General features: G+C 49.2%; 13 protein-coding genes. 7 read left to right on the top strand and 6 right to left on the bottom strand.

The window, feature by feature from the left end:
* The first annotated feature begins 279 nt into the window (after nucleotides 1-279).
* From ppsA to CZ502_RS05630, 6 genes are all read left to right on the top strand, one after another.
* On the top strand, nucleotides 280-2,670 hold the full coding sequence (gene ppsA, locus CZ502_RS05655; RefSeq protein ID WP_076460416.1) for a phosphoenolpyruvate synthase: 2,391 nt from the start codon (nucleotides 280-282) through the stop codon (nucleotides 2,668-2,670).
* Nucleotides 2,671-2,693: 23 nt separating this feature from the next.
* Nucleotides 2,694-4,490 carry a right-handed parallel beta-helix repeat-containing protein gene (locus tag CZ502_RS05650; protein WP_076460414.1) on the top strand — a complete coding sequence of 599 codons (1,797 nt, stop codon included), beginning with the start codon at nucleotides 2,694-2,696 and terminating at the stop codon, nucleotides 4,488-4,490.
* 15 nt (nucleotides 4,491-4,505) lie between these two features.
* The gene (tpiA, locus tag CZ502_RS05645) at nucleotides 4,506-5,285 is read left to right on the top strand and encodes a triose-phosphate isomerase (RefSeq protein WP_076460412.1); all 780 of its coding nucleotides are present in this window, start codon (nucleotides 4,506-4,508) and stop codon (nucleotides 5,283-5,285) included.
* A 19-nt stretch (nucleotides 5,286-5,304) separates the two neighbouring features.
* Entirely contained in the window at nucleotides 5,305-6,171 is an 867-nt protein-coding gene (gene fba / locus CZ502_RS05640; RefSeq protein ID WP_076460410.1) for a class II fructose-1,6-bisphosphate aldolase, read from the top strand.
* Between the two features lie 17 nt (nucleotides 6,172-6,188).
* On the top strand, nucleotides 6,189-6,839 hold the full coding sequence (locus CZ502_RS05635) for a histidine phosphatase family protein (protein WP_076460408.1): 651 nt from the start codon (nucleotides 6,189-6,191) through the stop codon (nucleotides 6,837-6,839).
* A gap of 253 nt (nucleotides 6,840-7,092) precedes the next feature.
* Nucleotides 7,093-8,439 (top strand): SLC45 family MFS transporter, encoded by a 1,347-nt coding sequence (locus CZ502_RS05630; RefSeq protein ID WP_076460406.1) that lies wholly within the window; start codon nucleotides 7,093-7,095, stop codon nucleotides 8,437-8,439.
* Between the two features lie 313 nt (nucleotides 8,440-8,752).
* Here CZ502_RS05630 and CZ502_RS05625 read toward each other — a convergent pair whose 3' ends face one another.
* The 5 genes from CZ502_RS05625 to CZ502_RS05605 form a co-directional block, all read right to left on the bottom strand.
* Complete coding sequence (locus CZ502_RS05625; RefSeq protein WP_076460404.1) at nucleotides 8,753-10,123, bottom strand: SLC45 family MFS transporter; 1,371 nt, start codon at nucleotides 10,121-10,123, stop codon at nucleotides 8,753-8,755.
* A 13-nt stretch (nucleotides 10,124-10,136) separates the two neighbouring features.
* A complete protein-coding gene (locus CZ502_RS05620) occupies nucleotides 10,137-11,819 on the bottom strand; it encodes a glycoside hydrolase family 13 protein (RefSeq protein WP_076460402.1) in 1,683 nt (560 codons plus the stop codon).
* Between the two features lie 189 nt (nucleotides 11,820-12,008).
* Nucleotides 12,009-14,042, bottom strand: coding sequence for a fibrinogen-binding adhesin SdrG C-terminal domain-containing protein (locus CZ502_RS05615; RefSeq protein ID WP_076460399.1), 2,034 nt, complete (start codon nucleotides 14,040-14,042; stop codon nucleotides 12,009-12,011).
* 112 nt (nucleotides 14,043-14,154) lie between these two features.
* On the bottom strand, nucleotides 14,155-15,651 hold the full coding sequence (locus CZ502_RS05610; RefSeq protein WP_076460397.1) for a glycosyltransferase: 1,497 nt from the start codon (nucleotides 15,649-15,651) through the stop codon (nucleotides 14,155-14,157).
* A gap of 2 nt (nucleotides 15,652-15,653) precedes the next feature.
* Nucleotides 15,654-17,195: a glycosyltransferase gene (locus CZ502_RS05605; protein WP_076460395.1), complete on the bottom strand. Its 1,542-nt coding sequence runs from the start codon at nucleotides 17,193-17,195 to the stop codon at nucleotides 15,654-15,656.
* A gap of 135 nt (nucleotides 17,196-17,330) precedes the next feature.
* Between CZ502_RS05605 and CZ502_RS05600 the strand changes: the two genes are divergently transcribed.
* Complete coding sequence (locus CZ502_RS05600) at nucleotides 17,331-17,735, top strand: hypothetical protein (RefSeq protein WP_076460393.1); 405 nt, start codon at nucleotides 17,331-17,333, stop codon at nucleotides 17,733-17,735.
* Between the two features lie 60 nt (nucleotides 17,736-17,795).
* On the opposite strand, the gene CZ502_RS05595 is transcribed toward CZ502_RS05600, so the two are convergent.
* The gene (locus CZ502_RS05595) at nucleotides 17,796-19,184 is read right to left on the bottom strand and encodes an APC family permease (protein ID WP_076460391.1); all 1,389 of its coding nucleotides are present in this window, start codon (nucleotides 19,182-19,184) and stop codon (nucleotides 17,796-17,798) included.
* Nucleotides 19,185-19,186: the final 2 nt, after the last annotated feature.

The raw sequence follows: 19,186 nt of genomic DNA, 5'->3' as shown, positions 1-19,186 counted from the left end.
GACAAAAATGACCGGCGCATGCGGATTTATTTGCCTAATATTCACTAACAAGAAATAAGCAAATTACTCCCAAAAGCCCGAAAATCGATCGTCTTTTGGAATCCGTTACAAATTTAGGCCATCACAAGGATCCGAAAAAGCTGTTTTTCCTAAAAAAATTTTATAGCAAGCAACCAACAATGCTAACGGTTGCTTTTTTTATTTTTAAAAAACTTTTATTGACAAATCTTAGGAAAGCGCTTACGAAAAGTCATGTAAAAACTTAAAGGAGATGCAGAAATGGTAAAACGTGAAGAGAAGAATATTCTTTGGTTTGATGAACTGCACCGCACTGATGTCAATTTAGTCGGTGGTAAATCCTCGTCACTAGGGGAAATGACATCCGCAATGAATGTCCCTGTCCCTTACGGTTTTGCAACTACTACTCATGCCTACCGGCAATTCATGGCCGCGACTGGTCTTAACGATCAGATCAATGACCTCCTCGCCGGCTTAGACGACTATGAGGATGCCGACAAATTGCACAGTACATGTGTGAAGATTCGTCAGCTGATCACGGAAGCGCAAATGCCCGCCGAAGTTGCCGCGGAAATCAAACAAGCATACGCGGCCCTGGCAGACAAAGTTGGGCAAGACGAACCATTTGTGGCAATCAGGTCGAGTGCGACGGCAGAGGACCTGCCAAACGCCTCCTTCGCCGGCCAGCAAGAATCTTACCTCAACATTCGTGGCGCCGAGATGGTCCTAAAGAAGGTTCAGGAATGCTTTGCATCTCTGTTTACGGACCGGGCAACCTACTACCGGCACAAGCAAAACTTCCCCCACGAAAAAGTCGCCCTCTCCGCCGCAGTCCAGATGATGGTCTTCTCCAAGGCTTCGGGGGTGATGTTCTCCATCAACGTTGCCAACGGTGATGACTCCCAGATGGTCATTGACAGCATTTGGGGGCTTGGCGAATACATCGTTCTCGGGAAAGTTACCCCGGACCACTTCGTCATTGATAAGCAAACCCTCCAGGTGGTGGATAAGGCAATCGTCAATAAGCCGGTCGAACTTCTCCGCAAGCCTGGTGGCGGTGTTTTCGAAAGCACGGTGCCAGCTGAGCGCGCTAGTCAGCCAGCCTTGACACCAGAACAGGTCCAAGAACTTGCCGGTTATGCCAAGCAGATTGAAGAGCATTATGGTTGCTACATGGACATGGAATTTGCCCTCGATTCAGTAACCGACCGCCTCTGGTTAGTCCAAGCCCGCCCCGAAACTGTTTGGTCCAATAAGAACAAGAAAGGTCCGCAAATGACAAACGATAACAAGAAAACAACAAGTGCGAAGGCAATCGTCAAGGGTCTCCCGGCTAGTCCTGGTCTCGCCAGTGGTAAAGTCCACGTGATTGCGGATCCAAAGGACATCGACAAGTTCAAGGATGGCGAAATTCTCGTTACCCTGATGACTTCACCAGACTGGGTACCCGCAATGAAGAAGGCAGCGGCCATCATCACGGACAACGGGGGAATGACCTGCCACGCCGCCATTGTTTCCCGGGAAATGCAAATTCCATGTATTGTCGGGACCAAGAGTTGCGGGAAGGCCGTAATGGCAACCCTCCACGACGGCGACACCGTCACGGTCGACTCGAAGAACGGGGTCGTCTACGAAGGCGACATCATGGACCAGCTCTCCACCGCTAAGCCGGCTGCCGACAATACCGGCCAAGCGGTCGCCGAATACTTTGCCCCAACCGGGACGAAGGTCATGATGAACCTCGGTGACCCTGACCTTGCTGATAAATACGCTAGCCTTCCTGCTGATGGAATTGGGCTAATGCGGGAGGAATTCCTCTGGACGACCTATATCCACCAGCACCCCCTTTACCTAATCGAAACCGGCCACCCAGAAACAGTCGTTGATATGTTGGCGGACGGGATTGCAAAAGCAGCCCGGGCAATTAGTCCGCGCCCAATCGTCCTCCGCCTCTCCGACTTCAAGTCAAGCGAGTACCGGAACCTGACGGGTGGTGAAAAATACGAACCACACGAACCGGCCGACTTACTCGGCTGGCGGGGCGCTTCCCGGTACTACGACCCAAAGTATGTCGAAGCATTTAAGCTTGAACTGGCGGCCATCAAGAAGGTCCGGAATGAATTTGGCCTAAAGAACCTTAACGTGATGATCCCGTTTGTGCGGACCGTCGACGAGATTCAAAAGGTTACTGCAATCATGGCGGCAGAAGGACTACAACGGAGCGCAGACTTCAAGGTCTACATGATGGCAGAAATTCCAAGCAACATCATCCTCGCCGACCAGTTTAACCCATACATCGATGGTTACTCGATCGGTTCAAATGACCTCGCAATGCTCATCCTTGGTTGTGACCGGAACAATGACACGGTTGCTCACCTCTTTGATGAACGAAACGCAGCGGTCAAGCGGGCAATCAGCCACTTGATCAAGACCGCCCACAAGGACGACAAGACCGTTTCGATCTGTGGTCAGGCACCATCAGAATACCCAGAATTCACTAATTTCTTAATTCAACAGGGCATCGACTACGTTTCCGTTAACCCTGACATGGTTAAGGAAACTAAGCGCAACGTCGCCCACTACGAACAACGGCTCCTGCTTGACTACGCAACTGGCAAAGGGCGGCAAGCAAGCGAGCAATATAACTGGTAGTTACACAAGAAAGGACTGTAATAATGCAAATTTTTGTTGATATTAATGCTGCAAATGATGGTAACGGAACCCAGGCACGCCCATTCAAACACATCCAAGAAGCGGCGGACATCGCGATGCCTGGCGACTACATCAGCGTGCTCCCTGGTACCTACCGTGAAGAAGTCCACCCCCGCCACTCCGGGACTACCGATAAACCAATCATCTACTCATCGGCAGTGCAAAACGCGGCCATCATTACCGGGGCAGAGCGGATCACGGACTGGCAACAGGTCAGTGATCACGTGTGGACAGTCACTATTCCTAACAGTCGTTTCGGGCACTACAATCCCTACACGACACTTGCGGACCACACCTTTGACCACGCGGGCGAAGTATTTCTCAACAATAAGGCCATGTACGAAGTTGACAGCCGAGCCAAGGTTGACACACCGGTAAAGAATGAACTTTCCCGGGACAAGTCCTTCACGACTTACACTTGGTACACTCAGCAGCTGACTGGCAAGGATGCCACCGTTATCTATGCCAACTTCCAGGGGAAAGACCCGAACAGCGAAAATGTCGAACTGACCTTCCGGGAAACTTGTTTCTCCCCTGTTCGCCCCGGCGTTGATAACATCGTCATTTCAAGTTTTTCAATGACTAAGGCAGCCTGTCAGTGGGCATCAGCTAGCTACAACAAGGGACTTATCAGCACTAACTGCGGTGCGGGCTGGAAGATCACCAACTGTGACGTCTCCCATGCCAAGTGTTCCGGGATCTCCCTTGGCCGTTATGCCAAAGTGCCAACAGGCGACCTTGAAGCAAGCAAGCCACTCCGTCACCGGCTACGGAACAACACGATTCACGACTGTGGTCAGACCGGGATTATCGGGGTCGACGGGAACTCGTCACCGTTGATTGAACATAACAGTATTTTTAATATCAACATTCGGCAAAACCTTGTCGGGGAAGAAGTCAGTGCGATCAACCTCTTCCCATCAATCGGCGCAATCATCGCCCGCAACTGCATCCACGACTGTACGCGTGGCCTCTGGCTTGGCGGGAAGGTTGCCCGGACACGGATTTCCCGGAACGTCTTCTACAACAACTCCCTGCCACACGACTTCAAGATTACCAAGGCGAATAAGCAGGCCCTCTTGATCGGTTTAGGTGAAGATATCCACATTCAAAAGTCGGCTGGTTTCACGGTGATCGAAAATAACCTCCTCCTCTCCGACCGGGCACTCAAGTTAGAAAGCAAGGGAATCCTCCTGCTGCACAACCTCATCAACGGGAGTACCGAATGGCTCAGCAGCAATGCCAGTGCTGGCAGCGATGCTTACTACCACCGGATCTACCAACCAAGCAGCAAGGCGGACGGTGACAACTCATCATACTTCTTCAACAATATCTTCATCCGCAAGAGCCTTCGTGATGAGATGAAGAAGCTGATCGCCATCGCCGAAGAACAAACCGCAAACGCCGCAACGGCCGACCAATTTACTGCTGACGGCAACCACTTCTTTGCTGCCCAGACGGCTAACCAGCATAACGAAATCAACCACAATAAGCTCGGCAACGTCTACCTCGACGACCAGCTCCAAAACGTTGACATTACCATCAAAACGACTGGTAAAGGGGTCTTCATCGACAGTAACCTCGACAGTTTACTTGCAGAAGACACGGGCCACGCAATTTCAATGGGGAAGTCCGCTAATGGCGCCACTGCCTTTAACACTGACTTCCTCGGCCACCAGCGCGAAGGGGTCCGCGTAACTGCTGGCCCATTTGACCACAAACACGAATACCAAAAATGCCTATTTAAGCTATTTTTATAAAAAGGAGTAACCACAATGCGAAAACCATTTATTATTGCTAACTGGAAAATGAATAAGGACGTCCACGAATCGATGCGGTTCGTCGAAGCAATCAAGAACAAGCTGCCAGTCGACCAAGAAATCGGGATTGCTCCCCAGGCAGTTTCCCTTTACAACATGAAGTTGACCGCGGGTAACTCAAACCTCCAGATTATCGCCCAAAATGCCTCTGCCCAGGCAGACGGCCCATACACTGGTGAGATCAGTCTCCGCACCCTCGTTGACGCGGGCGCAACCTACGTGATGCTCGGTCACTTGGAACGGCGCCGCCTTTTCAACGAGAGTAACCTGGTCATCAACGAAAAGGTACTGGCCGCCCTTGACGCCGGAATCACCCCGATCATCTGTACCGATGAAGAGATGGTCCAAACCGAAATTAACGGGGAAATCCACTACGTTTTCCAGCAACTCAAGACGGTCTTAAACGGGGTCAGCCCTGACCAACTCAAGGATATCGTCATTTCATACGAACCAAGTTGGGCAGTCGGCAGCAAGCATACCGCCAACCCGGATATTGCTGAGGCTGGTTGTCGGCAAATCCGGCAGAGTCTCGCCGATAGTTATAACTACGATGTCGCAGACCAAGTCCGGATCCTTTACGGGGGTAGCGTTAACCCGCAAAACATCCAGGAGATTATGGCAAAACCAAACGTTGACGGTGCCTTAATCGGCCGCGCCAGCCTGGACGTCAACAATTTCTTACAGATGATCAACTACCAGCAGCAAGCACAACTTCAAGCTGCACAAGCAATTTAACAAGGAAGGGATAACAACAATGGCTTATTTTGACAACGGTAACGCACTTTTTGCAGATGCACGGAAGAATCACTACGCAATCGGGGCATATAACATCAACAACCTTGAATGGACACGGGCCATTCTCCGGGCGGCCGCCGAAACGAACACCCCTGTTTTAGTACAGGTCTCAATGGGCGCCGCAAAGTACATGGGGGGCTATAAGTTCGTCAAGGACATGGTTGCCGACCAGATGGACGCAATGGACATTACTGTTCCGGTCGTTCTCCACCTTGACCATGGGGACTACGATGCCGCAATCGAATGCATTAATTTAGGTTACTCCTCAGTAATGTTCGACGGCCACAAGTTGCCAATCGAGGAAAACTATGCTAAGACAAAGAAGGTTGTTGACCTTGCCCACTCCCGGGGAATCTCCGTTGAGGCCGAAATCGGCAAGATCGGTGAAAACCAGGATACCGGTAGTGGTGAACTGGCAGATGTGGAAGATGCCAAGGCCTTTGCCGCCCTGGGCGTTGACAAGCTAGCCTGCGGGATTGGTAACATTCACGGCATTTATCCGGAAAACTGGCAGGGCTTGAACTTCCCCCGCCTCCAAGAGATTGCCTATGCAATTGATATCCCGCTGGTTCTCCACGGTGGTTCAGGCATTCCACAAGACCAAGTCAAGAAGGCCATTTCAATGGGCGTGGCGAAGGTGAACATCAACACTGAGTTCCAATTAGCCTTCCAGGAAGCAACCCGCCGCTACATTGAAGAGCAACAAGACTTAAACAAGGATAAGAAGGGTTACGACCCACGGAAGCTCCTTTTGCCCGGAACTGAGGCAATTACGGAACGGATGAAAGAAATGATTGATTGGCTGGGAACCCCAGCAATTGCATAGATAGCGAGGACGATTTAATGGCAACAACAGTTTACTTTGTACGACATGGTGAAACCTACTTTAACTGCTTTGCACGGTTACAGGGTTGGTCAGACACCCCCCTCACCAAGAAGGGGGAAGAGGACGCCATCAGGGTGGGCCGGACGCTCGCCCCGTTAAAAATTGACTACTTATTTTCTAGTGACCTCAAGCGAGCGGTCGATACTGCCCGCTTGCTCATCACCCAGGTACCCGGCGCGAAAATGACGGCACCGACACAGGAGAAGTGTTTCCGGGAAACCTTCTACGGTTCATTTGAGGGCCACAGTAACGAAGAAGGAGCGATCTGGGCAAGTCACCTCGGGAAAAAGCGGCTCCGGCGAATTGGCGAAGTCATCGACGCATTTGGAATCGAAAAGTCGCATGACATGCTCAAGGAAGCTGACCCCGCCCACCTAGCAGAAGATAGTAAGCAGTTGACGACGCGAAGTCACGAGGTTATCAACCTCCTGCAACAATTGCCGGATAACAGTACCGTTGTTGTCGTTTCCCATGGTTCATTTATCCAGTACATTGCCAGTCTGTACGGTCATAAAACCTACGGCAGCCTGATGAACGGGGCAATGGCAAAATTCAAGCTGAGTGGGCACGGCGTTGAAGTTGAATCATACAATCAATTAAAACTCTAAACACTTTAATTCTCACCTTTTGCATAAGATCCGGAAGCATGTTTTCCGGATCTTTTTATTTTTATCATGGGGCTACTTAAATAATAAAATTCAGCAATCGTCACGCGAATTTTGCCTAACGTTTATCAGCAAACTTTTATAATTTTCTTTGAGCAAACGGTTGCACAATAAGAGCAAAGTAACTATACTATCGTTTGTAAGAGCTTACATCGCTCGACTGCAATTATTTTTATTCGTTAGGAGTTGTTTTGTAATGAGTCAAGAAGCGTCTGCAAAGACGGGACTGCCGACCCTCCCAAAGAGCACCATTTGGATGATTAACTTTGGTTTCCTCGGGGTCCAAATTGCCTTTACTTTACAAGGTTCACAAATGAGCCGGATTTTCCAGACGATTGGCGCCGACCCCAACAACTTGGGATGGTTCTTCTTACTACCACCTCTTGCGGGGCTGATTGTTCAACCAATCATCGGTTATTATTCTGACCGCACATGGGCACCAAAACTTGGTGGCCGGCGGTTGCCGTACCTGTTACTCGGAATGATTATCGCAGTGATCGTCATGATCCTCTTGCCAAACTCTGGTAGTTTTGGCTTTGGTTACGGGTCACTAGCCGCCCTGCTTTTCGGGGCAATTACTGTTGCCTTTCTCGACTTGTCATCGAACATGGCCATGCAGCCATTTAAGATGATGGTCGGTGACATGGTTAATGACGACCAGAAGAGTTACGCTTATGGGATTCAGAGTCTGATCTGCAACGTTGGGGCTGTTTTAGCCGCCATCTTCCCATTCCTGCTAACCTGGTGGGGGGTATCAAACACCGCCAAGAAGGGGGTTGTCCCACAATCAGTTGTTGTTTCCTTCTACGTTGGGGCAATCATCCTCGTCATCACCTGCCTCTTCACGATTTTCCGGGTTCATGAATATGATCCAGCAACGTACGCCATGTACCACGGAATTTCCGAAGACGATAACAAGGAAGGTGGCAACTGGCTTACCCTCTTAAAGCATGCACCAAAGGTATTCTGGAACGTTGCACTGGTTCAATTCTTCTGCTGGTTCTCCTTCCAGTACCTCTCAACCTATGCTGTCGGGGCAATTGCCAAGAACGTTTGGCACACGACCGTTGCCTCATCTGCCGCTTACCAGTCCGCTGGTAACTGGTACGGGGTTATGACCGCCGTCCAATCAATCGCCGCCGTTGTTTGGTCATACGTCCTTGCGAAAGTACCAAACAACCGGCACAAGGCTGGTTACTCAATTAGTCTTTTGCTCGGGGCAATTGGTTACACTTCCATCTTCTTTATCCACTCACAAAATGCCCTTGTCTTCTCATTCATCCTGATCGGGATTGCATGGGCGTCAATGAACACTTACCCACTGACAATGGTTACGAACGCCTTGTCTGGTAAGCACATGGGAACTTACCTGGGACTCTTCAATGGTTCAATCTGTGTTCCACAAATGGTTGCATCATTGCTTAGTTTCGGTCTCTTCCCACTCCTTGGTAGTTCCCAAGTTAACATGATGTTAGTCACTGGGATTTCTGCTCTTCTTGGGGCAATCGCCGTTCTCTTCATCAAGGAAACTTACCAAGAATAGTCCACGTGCCAGTTTTTGGCACAGGGATTTACCAAAATTTTCTTCTATCACAAAAGCAGGATTGCCTTAATGGTGATCCTGCTTTTGCTTTGGCTAGCAACACTAGGACAATTTCTTCCCCCTTTCGCTGTGGGTGCCCCCTAAGGACTTTGCATCCCCCATAATAGATTAGACCGGATTACACTTAACCAGCTGCAGATATTCATTGATTCTCCCTAATAACTACAAAGGGCTCACGACACATTCTAATGTCGTGAGCCCTTTGGCGCATTACAGAGATATTTTTAGTATTGAGGAGAGTTGTCTAGTCTAGTTATGCCTTCTTAACAGTAACCCCTTCGTGAATTCCTTGAACGGCGAGGGCACCGAATAACAGTGAAATCCCACCGATCATCAACATCATTGGTTGGTTGTGGCCAACTAATGGGAAGATGAAGAAACTGCAAAGTGAGGCAACAATTTGGGGAACACAGATACCAACGTTGAATAACCCAAGGTAGGCACCTTCGTTCTTCCCGTTTAGCGATGATGTCAGCATCGTGAATGGGATGGTGTTGATACTAAAGTTACCAATCCCAAACATAATCATCGCGATGATTGAGGTCGTCTTGGTGGTAACAAAAGTCATCCAAATCAATCCGATCCCACCGATGATCATCCCGAACGTGTACCACTTCTTCCGCGAACCAGCCTTGGCGTGGGCGTAGATTAAGCCCCACACAATTCCGGCAATACTGTAAACGGCGGTTAAAATTCCGTACCAGTTACCGGCAGCTTGGTAGCCGGCTGAGGAAACATCAGACGTATGCCAGATGTTCCGAGCACAAGTTCCTGTCGTGTATGTCCATACATACATGATGGCGAACCAGGAGAATAATTGCACCAGGTTGATTTCCCAGAATGCCTTTGGTGCCTTCTTAACTAATTCCCAAAGGCTAACTGACTCATCTTTTGCTTGCGGGTCAATGTGGTGGTACTTAGCGTATGTTTCTGGATCGTATTCCTTAACGTTGAAGACCGTCCAGAGACCGGTGATCAGCAGGACTGCCGCTGCACAGAGGTATGACCAAATAACGGTGTTCGGGACAACCCCTTTCTTAGCAGTGTTCGACATCCCAAACATGGTGAAGATAAATGGCAAGATGGTTGCCAAAATCCCCCCACCGTTTGAGAAGACCTGTTGCCAGGACCATGCGAAGTTCTTCTGCTTGTTGTTAACCATGTCACCGACAATCATCCGTGATGGTTGCATACAGATGTTGCTAAATAAATCCATCAAGCAGACCGCCACGGCCGCGTAAATCATCGCTGCCAATGAACCATAACCAAAGCCCATTGAGCCGGAGAATGGCAGCATGATCAAAACTAAGGCCGCAATCGGCGTCCCAAATAACAGGTACGGCAGCCGCCGACCAAACCGGTTCCAGGTCCGGTCAGACATCTTCCCGAGCAATGGTTGAACGATCATCCCCATCAGTGGTGGGAAGATAAAGAAGAAACCGAGGTTGTTAGGGTTAGCACCAATTGTCTGACAGATTCGACTCATTTGTGAACTCTGCAGGGAGAATGCCATGTTGATCCCGAGAAAGGCGAAGGTTATCGCAAACAGTTCCTTTTTCGGCAAATCCGGCATCCCGGTATCCAGGTCCACTTGTTGTGTTTCAGTCTTTTTTGCTTTATCCATAATTTTTCATCCCTTAGAATTGGTAAACTTTGGCTTCGTATGGCCGGATTGTGTCATGCTGGTCATCCTCATAGTTGCTAATCAAAAGCTTAGCATCAGCAGGCACATCGTAATTTCTTTCAACAGTCTGATCAGTGTAGTTCAAGATAACTAATAAGGTTGTCTGATCATCCTTCCGGGTGTAGGCAAAGATCTCGTTATCGTCTTCGTTACCAGCGACTAACGCATACTTACCATTCGTGATGACTGGCATCGTGTGCCGGAGTTCAATCAACTTTTGGTAGTAGTAGAAGACCGAGTTCTTGTCGGCCAAGGCATTCTTAACGTTGATTTCCTTGTAATTTGGATTTACCTTTTCCCATGGAGTATGGTCAGAGAAGCCTGCGTATTCACTGTCGTCCCATTGCATTGGCGTCCGGGCATTGTCCCGAGAGTGAATAGCGATGTACTTCATCATCGTCTTACCATCAAGAAGGTGCTGATCATCTACTAGCTGGTGGTAAGCGTTGATTGATTCAAGGTCAACATAGTCTTCGAGCTTTGGGAAGTAAGCATTGGTCATCCCGATTTCTTCCCCTTCGTAGATGTATGGTGTCCCCTGCATCATGTGCATCATCGTTGCTAACATCTTCGCCGACTTTACCCGGTAGTCTTCCGTCGTGTCATTTCCAAACCGTGATACTACCCGTGGCTGGTCGTGGTTGTTCCAGTAAAGTGAGTTCCAGGCCTTGCCGTAGAGCTTTTCTTGCCACTTCGTCAAGTTTGCCCGTAAGTCCTTGAGGCTGGTCTTTTGGTCATACCACTTACCTAAGGCGGGGTTAGGGTTGCCATCAAGGCTCATGTGTTCGAATTGGAAGACCATGTTCAATTCCTTGTTATCAAGGTTGGCATACTTTTCCGCGTCAGCTGGCGTTGCCCCTGGCGTTTCCCCCACGGTGACCATCTTGTGCTTGCTCATGACGTTCTGGTTCATCTCTTGCAAGAATTCGTGGATCCGGTGACCGTTAGAAACAAGCGGTTCAACGTTACCGTACTTTTCATCGCCGCTTTGTGGTGCATCTGGCAGTCCCTCTGGCTTAGAGATTAGGTTGATAACGTCCATCCGGAAACCATCAACCCCCTTGGCTGCCCACCAGTTCATCATGTCATAAACGGTGTGCCGGACATCTGGGTTTTCCCAGTTCAAGTCAGGTTGTTCTGGGGCGAAGAGGTGTAAGTAGTACTGACTAGATTCTTCATCGTACTTCCAGGCTGCCCCGGAGAAGTATGATCCCCAGTTATTTGGTTCCTTGCCGTCCTTACCATCACGCCAGATGTAGTAGTCACGGTAAGGGTTATCCTTCCCCTTCCGGGATTCCTTAAACCAGTTATGCTGGTCTGATGTGTGGTTAACAACCAGGTCCATCACCAGCTTCATCCCCCGGTCATGAATGCCATCAATTAATTCTTGGAAGTCATCCATGCTGCCAAGTGTCGGGTTGATTGCTTCGTAGTTACTGATGTCGTAACCATTATCAACTTGTGGTGACTCGTAGATTGGGTTTAGCCAAATAATGTCCACGCCTAACTTCTTGATGTAGTCAAGGTGGTTGATGATCCCACGTAAGTCACCGACACCATCGTGGTTCGTGTCTTGGTAGCTCTTTGGGTAAATTTGATAAACAACTGAATTATTCCACCAATGATTATTTTCCATGAGTCAAAACCTCTTTTAGTAAAATTGTTAAATAATAGCTTCGTAATCAATGTAAACGTTTACTCAACTTTCAATTAAATACTAACACCTCATTTTTAAATTGCAAGGGTTTTATGTAAACGATTACAATTTTAGTAAAATAAAAAAGGAGAAATCTGCTCTTCCAGCAATTTTTCTCCTTTGATTTTTCTATCGCCGCCGCAAATGGCGCAGTGACGAACCGCGCTGGTAGCGTTCAAACCGGCCAACCCGGCGCGGTGGTCGCCTTGATGGCATCGGCAGTGGAGCGGCACTTTGCTTAACCGCTGGTTCTTCTTCGGCTGGCTTATCAGCAACCGGCTCCTCACTTACTTCAACCGCGGTCCGCGCCAAGTCCTCATCGGAAATTGGGTCTTCGGTTACCACTACCACTGGCGTTGGCGTGGTATCTTCGGTCGCGACGGTTGCCGCTTGTGGTTGCTCCTCAGCAACTTCGACGGCTTTGTCTTCTCCCTCTTCACTGGCCGTTACGATTGGTTGATCGCTAGCTGGGGCCGTGCTTGTCTTTGGCAAGAATACCTCCGTTGGTTGCATCGCAACGACCTCGTGCCCTGTTTCTGCTGGTGGGACCGGTGTTGGTGTGGCAGCAACTTCGGCGTCGCTATTGGCCGCTTTAGCCATGTTCTTCTTCAGGAGTTTAGCAAAACGCCGGTCATAGTCCGTGGCTGCTTCATCTTCTAAGTCAGTCACATCAATCCCGTTACTTTCTGCTTCCTCACCGTCATGCGCTGGCGTTGCTGCTTCTTGTTCTGCAGGCCCTGCCGTTTCATCGTCAAACGAAATAATGTACGCGGATGATTCAGGATCTGCTGCCGCTGCATCCCCAGTGGTGTCGGCATCGATCGCTTCACCGGCCAGTGAAGTGTCTTCCCAACCGTTCTCCTGGTCCACTGCGCCAGGGGCAAGTTCGTCGTAAGGCGCATCCGGGTCAACCGTCGCTGCTGAAAAGTCCCCTTCATTTACATCATCAGTCATTTCAGCATGGCGGCCTTCCTTGGCAACCGCACTGCCAGTCACCGTCATCAGCGTTTCGCTGGCGGCCGCATCGGTGGAGTTGCTCATGTAGACGTTGTTATCATCAACACCAAACAACCGGGCCCGCAAGCGCACTGCCCCGTCAAGCTCGTCATTATACTGGCCGACAATCTTAATTACGTACGAGTCATTACTATCATCAGCCCCCAGATTTAACCGCATCTTATTGTCAGCAAATGAAATCGTCCACGGTGTCGCTACCAAGTGGTCACCCTTCACAATTGGGAAGCGGTTGGTGACGTTGCGCAAGCGCCGCAAGTCAACGCCGTAGGATTGTGGCAGCTTTAAGTGGCGTGCGTTTTGGAAGACCTCAATCCGCATTGTCGTGGGGGACACAATTGCATTTGATAATTCCTCAACCATCTCACTGGTATTGAAGATGAGGTAACCGTGGTCAAGTTTCTTTTCCGCTGCATTAACGTAAAGCAAATCAGTAAAGAGCTGCCGGTCCTGGTCAAAGCTCATCATCCGACTGGAGATCCCTAAGAAGGTATCATTGCTTAAATCAGGGTAGTCAACATCAATCGTAAAATCGCGGCGGTACTTATCAATTTCAATGTAACACCGCATCCCAAATTCATTTTCTGGCACCGTCACGGGGTCAATGCTCAATTCACCATTAATTTTCCCAACAATTTGCCGGTGATCGGTAACATAATTAGTAAACGTATAAACTAATTGGTGCTTGTCCGGCTGGTAGTCACCCATCGCAATGACCACGCCGTCCTGGTCAACGTAGTCAGCAATCGGGTGCCGCGGATGCCCGTTGGCGGCCACAATCAAGTTATCAGACAACTGGACGATAAATTGGTCAGCCGGGCGAACATCCTTGGCGACGGTAAAGCTAACGTGCCACTTTACCGTATCACCCCGGGTTGGATCAAGGAAGAAGTCCGACTGTGTGTCAATCTTAACGTTATGCAAGATATGACCATCGTCATAAAATGAGCCAAACGTTAATTGTGCGGCATCTTCATGACCAGTTGTTGGGGTGGCTTCTTCTCGTGGTTGGTACGCGGCGGCTGGTTGGCTCGTTTCCGGCACACTCTGTGCAACGAGCATTAAAATTTCACACAGGTTGGGCTTAAAGACGCCTGCGTGTAAATTAAGAAGTCCATAATAAAAGTTCATTGCTTCGTAATTATCCATTTTTTCTGCCCTCACCCTTCATCATTAAGTTATCACCAGATAACGCTAAAGGGCCCGAAAAATAATTCTTCTTTTTATGTTCAGCCCTTTATTATATTATACTCAAAAATTCTTACCGTGATGATAGCTGTTGCCATTGTTCCCAAGTTTTTTCTTCACCAATGGCATTTAGCTTATCATATGCTCCGTCACTAAGTTGCTGGCGGGCATCATCATCTTGAAGCAAACCGATCACTGTATCGATAAAGGCTTGCTCATCATTCAGCGGGATTAATTCCCCGTTCACGCCTGATGTAATCATTTCTGCTGGCCCATACAGGTAATCATAGCTAACAACCGGCACCCCATGGCTCAAGGCCTCGCCCATCGCAAGGGGCTGGGCATCGATCCGGCTTGCATCGACCAATAATTGAGCCTGGTCATAGGCTTCAGCGAGGTGGACCTGGTAACCCGCAAAAACAACTGCATCCTCGAGGCCGTTATCCTTCACTCGCTGCTTATAGTTATTAACATCCTGGGGCGTGCCGTAACCATACAAGGTCAGCTTACTTGCTGGTACCGCTTGGTGGATGCGTGTAAAGATATCAATTAGTTGCCCAATTTGTTTATCTTCACCAAGCCGGCCAACATAAATCAGCTGCCCAGCTTGGCGGTCGCTTTCTGCACGCCGGGGCTGGGCATTGACCGGCACCCCGTTAATGACAATAATTGGCAACCGGTCGCCAACCTGCTGGCGCAACATCGCTGCCTGCTTCGTCGTCATGACGATAACGCCATCCCACTTACCAGCATCCGCCCCTAACGGTTGGGTAAGCATCGAATTTAACGGCCCCCGGACTAGGTCCTGCCCATCGTTTACTTGGTTCATCGGCAGCCATAAGAACTTCTTCGCCGCACTCTGCATATTTTGCACCGGGGTAATCGCCACTGCTGGCCGGTCGGCAATGAAGGTATTTCCTTCCCCGTTCGTCCGGTTAAGCTCATCCAAGAAGAACACAAAAAGGTCTTCTAGCGAATCGAAGAAGCGGTCCTCTCCCTGGTAGTGCAAGACATTCAATGAGTTAATCGGGGTATTCTTGACCGATTTAACATAGTAGCGTTCCAGGTATACTTGCTGGTCAGGGCGATAGTAGCGGGCATAAAAAAGCTGCCCGTCTTCTCCAAAGAACTCATCGACGGCTTTAAAGCCCCGGATGTCATACTTTTGCCGCAGGGTCATGTTGCCAGCCAGGTCATAGTAATCAACGTGGTTAACCTGCCCGACTGTCCCGGCCGCAAAGTGGACTTCACAGACCAACCGTTGCCCATCCTTAGCCTCGCGGTAATTATTCCCCGTCCCGACCTGGTAATCAACGGGTAAGTGGAGGTCTTCTGTCCGCAACTTTTTCCCCTGATAATCCGTTGTATCAGCAAAGAAGTCAAACATGTTAACGACGTCATCATCGGCCAAGTCAAACTTGGTAATTGTTTCATGCAAAACAGGGTCAAAGTCACGCGTCACTATTTTCGCCGGTGTATCGTGTTGGCGAAACAGTTTCACCCGCTTCATCTCAGCATGTTCAACGCTTGAATTACTGCTAAGCAGGTACTGGTTTACAAAAAAGTACACTGTTACTTAACCTCCTTTGTTTGCATATCATCAACAAGTTCTTGCCATAATTTCATTACGTTTGGCTCCGAATAGCGCTTACTGTCCTCGTATGCGTTAGCACTCATCTCCGCCAGCCGTTTTTGGTCGGTTAGCAGGCTAATAATCGCCGCTGCTAGGCCATCAATATCACCGTTTTCCGTCAACAAGCCATCCTGGTGGTCAATAACAACGTCTGCCGGGCCATACTTAATATCATTTGCCACGATCGGCAACCCGTGTGATTGCGCCTCCACCAGCGATAGGGGTAAGCCTTCCGCCCGACTTGGCAAGATCAACAGCTGGGCATCTTCATAAACCGCATTGACATCATCAGTATAGCCGTGGAATGTGACAGAATTACCAATCTGCTCTTCTTTCACCAGCTTTTCAAGGGTCTTATCGAAGTTATCGTTCGCGTATCCCCAAAAGTCCAATTTCGCGGTCGGAACCGCTTGGCGAACCCGGGGCCATGCCTTTAACAGGTGGTCCTGCTGCTTTTCTGGGGACAGCCGGGCAACCATTACTACCTGGTTAACCGTCCGCTTATTGAAGGGAACCGGCTGCTTATCAATAACGGCGGCCGGCACAATCGGTCCAGGGATCCGGTAAATCTTAACGCCCTGACCACCGAAGCGCTCTTCAACATCTGCTTGCTGTTGTGGTGTTAAGGTGATTACACCGTCCCAAGCGGTCAGGTGCTTTAGTCCCCAGTCGTAGTTATAGTTGAGTGGGGAGTGGAGCATATCGGCCGGGTTATTAACGTGGTCATTATGTAACTGGAGAGCACGGAAGACGCGGTGCTTCATGTGGAGGACCGCCCAGCCAAGCTCATAAACCCGGTCAACGACAAAGCCAACAGGGCCTTCGCCGCAGACTTGCTTGTCGCAAACTAATTCATCAAGGAAGAAGCGGGTCAACTCATCGAAGTCGCTAAAATGGTAGTCATGCCCCCGATAGTTAAAGAGGTGGTAGGTCTTGACCTCCTTGCCCCGCTTATTTTGCTGGTGAGCCAGCTGCATTGCAAGGGAACCGTCAGGACGGAAGTAATTTTCGGTGGCCATCTTTCCTTCCCAGTCGTATAACTGCTCAACCGAAATAAAGCCGCGACTATCAAACCAGCTGACCTTTAACAACTTGCCAAAGTGGTCAAAAGACTGGATATTAATCACCCGCCGGTCAGTCTCACTCCGCCGCCGGATGTACAAAACCCGCTTACCATTTTGGTAGTAGTTATAGTTAATCCCGTCAGCACGCCGTTCCCACCGGGGGTTGACCTTAACATCTTTGATTCCGATATCCTTTTGTGGTACATTGCAAGCATCTTGGAAGTAGTCAAATAGGTTAATAAAATCATGGTCATCAATCCCCGCCTCCGCCGTTACCAGGTGCAACTCGTTTGAGTACTGGCGGGTAACGATCTTCGCTGGCTGGTCATATTTTTCAAAGAGGTGCAGGCGCTTAATCTGCGCATGCTCAATCCCTGATTTATTTCGCTGAATATTATCATTTAGGAAGAAAAGCATCCCCTAGGTCCCCTTTCATGGTTATCAATTCGAGTTTACCATATAATTGTTAATATTCCTTGAAAGGTTGCGATCGTTTTCTATCACGGCGACATTGTGTTAATATTAATACTTATAGAAAGAAGTGGACGAGATATGCAAAACCCATTTGGTAACAACAATAACAACAACCAAAATCCGTTTAATTTAAACAATCTCCCCCTCCCACCAAACTACGCCAAAATCGTTAATGATCAGGGGGATATCCGCATTGCCAAAGTCGGCTTTTCGTGGACTACTCTCTGGTTTGGCCCACTGCCGGCCCTATTCCGTGGCGACTACTACAACTTTATCTTGATGATTGTCTTAGACATGGACTATGCGTTAGTCGCAATGTTTTTTGGCCTAAATTTCTTATTAGAATTCCCGTGGCCATCACTCTTCTTTTGTTTCTTCTACAACATGATGTACTTCCGGCACCTCTTTAATAAGGGTTACCGGCCCGCGGATGAACGTTCAAAAGAAATCCTGACGCGCGCAAAATACTGGAAAGAAAAATAATATAAGAAAAGCGTCCCAGCTATTTTCAAGTGGGACGCTTATTTTTTCGGGTCGCTAAAACTAATCAACTTTATTCTGCGCGCGTTCACGACGGGTAAGGGCAAACAAGATTACCGGCAAAATCACGAAGCCAAAGATCATTCCAAAGATGGCATACCAGTTTGGCACCAACTGACCGGCCTTAACGATGCTAAACTCACTCACCCAATCATACCGGATCAGCAAGAAAATCGTAATGACAACTGAAAGAGCTGGCAAAATCGCATCGGTAACGACATTCTTTTCGGCGTTAAGAACCGGTTCCTTATTCGTCCCGCGGTAAAAGCGGATGACCCCCAGCGGAATCACGATAAACTCAAAGAAGCGGACCGTTGCACTGACCACGATAATCGTTGGCAAACTGTATTGAAAGGCCATTGGAATCCCAACCGCAAGGACCAGGGTAATGATAAACGAAACTAACGGGAAATTCCGCTTTGTCCGCCGCGCAATGAACTGGGGAACCTGGTTTTCATTTGCCATCGCTTCGAGCACCCGCGGGGTATGGAACGATGCCGCCACGTTAATCCCAAACATTGAAATCAAAGCGCCGACGAGGATAAAGTCTTGCAGTACCCGGTTATGGAAAATGGCGACGATGGCGACCGTCTGCTTGGTCGTCACCATTGCCCCCGGGTCGACCATCATTGCGACCGCGATCGTCCCGATGTAAACAAGGGCGATAATCAAAATCGCCAGCGGGATCGCCCGTGGCAGGTTCTTTTCCGGTTCTTTCATGTCTTCCGACCCGGTTGCGACTGCTTCAAAACCGGTGAAGGCATAAAAGGCCGAAATGACCGCCATCACAAAGCCCGAAGTCGTAAAGGCGGGGATCAGGGGTTTACCAGTCGGTGAGACCATCTGATCAAGTTCGTTAAAGTGGTTGTCCCCCGTCTTTAAGAGGACGACCACCCCGGCCACAATAATCAGCGCTAAGGCCGCCAGTTTTCCGACCGTCGATAGGTCATTGATAACTGTAAAGACCCGCCGCCCCATCATGTTAATTGCCATGATAATTAGCATTAATACGATGAAACCAAGAGTAATATTTTCAAATGACTGGTGCCAACCAAAGATGGAGAACGTCGTCCGGATGACGCCGACGGCCATTACTCCCCAGGCAACGGAGGCCGAGAAGAAACGGACGACCCCCATGTAAAAGCCCATGTTTTCGCCATAAGCGGCCTTTGCGTAGGAATAGGCCGCCCCACTCTTACTGACATACTTTGCCGCCGCAGCAAAGGTAATCGCTAAGACAGCGGCAAAGATGGCCGCGAGGAAGTAAGCCAGCGGAGCCTTCGTGCCGACCATTGAAACAACTGAGCCGGGCGTAAGAAAGATCCCGGAACCAATGATGGAATTAATTGCCAGCAGGACAATTGACCAAAAGCCTAACTTTGTTTTTGTCATCT

The sequence above is a fragment of the Limosilactobacillus caccae genome, from assembly GCF_900156885.1.
In the GTDB taxonomy this organism is placed as follows: domain Bacteria; phylum Bacillota; class Bacilli; order Lactobacillales; family Lactobacillaceae; genus Limosilactobacillus; species Limosilactobacillus caccae.
The sequence above is the reverse complement of the archived record's forward strand: the minus strand, read 5'-3'. Positions and strand labels throughout refer to the sequence as shown.

Bases quoted from the DNA above. Each gene is read 5' to 3' on its own strand.
- ppsA (WP_076460416.1), top strand. From the start codon at position 280: ATGGTAAAACGTGAAGAGAAGAATATTCTTTGGTTTGATGAACTGCAC.
- CZ502_RS05650 (WP_076460414.1), top strand. From the start codon at position 2,694: ATGCAAATTTTTGTTGATATTAATGCTGCAAATGATGGTAACGGAACC.
- tpiA (WP_076460412.1), top strand. From the start codon at position 4,506: ATGCGAAAACCATTTATTATTGCTAACTGGAAAATGAATAAGGACGTC.
- fba (WP_076460410.1), top strand. From the start codon at position 5,305: ATGGCTTATTTTGACAACGGTAACGCACTTTTTGCAGATGCACGGAAG.
- CZ502_RS05635 (WP_076460408.1), top strand. From the start codon at position 6,189: ATGGCAACAACAGTTTACTTTGTACGACATGGTGAAACCTACTTTAAC.
- CZ502_RS05630 (WP_076460406.1), top strand. From the start codon at position 7,093: ATGAGTCAAGAAGCGTCTGCAAAGACGGGACTGCCGACCCTCCCAAAG.
- CZ502_RS05625 (WP_076460404.1), bottom strand. From the start codon at position 10,123: ATGGATAAAGCAAAAAAGACTGAAACACAACAAGTGGACCTGGATACC.
- CZ502_RS05620 (WP_076460402.1), bottom strand. From the start codon at position 11,819: ATGGAAAATAATCATTGGTGGAATAATTCAGTTGTTTATCAAATTTAC.
- CZ502_RS05615 (WP_076460399.1), bottom strand. From the start codon at position 14,042: ATGGATAATTACGAAGCAATGAACTTTTATTATGGACTTCTTAATTTA.
- CZ502_RS05605 (WP_076460395.1), bottom strand. From the start codon at position 17,195: ATGCTTTTCTTCCTAAATGATAATATTCAGCGAAATAAATCAGGGATT.
- CZ502_RS05600 (WP_076460393.1), top strand. From the start codon at position 17,331: ATGCAAAACCCATTTGGTAACAACAATAACAACAACCAAAATCCGTTT.
- CZ502_RS05595 (WP_076460391.1), bottom strand. From the start codon at position 19,184: ATGACAAAAACAAAGTTAGGCTTTTGGTCAATTGTCCTGCTGGCAATT.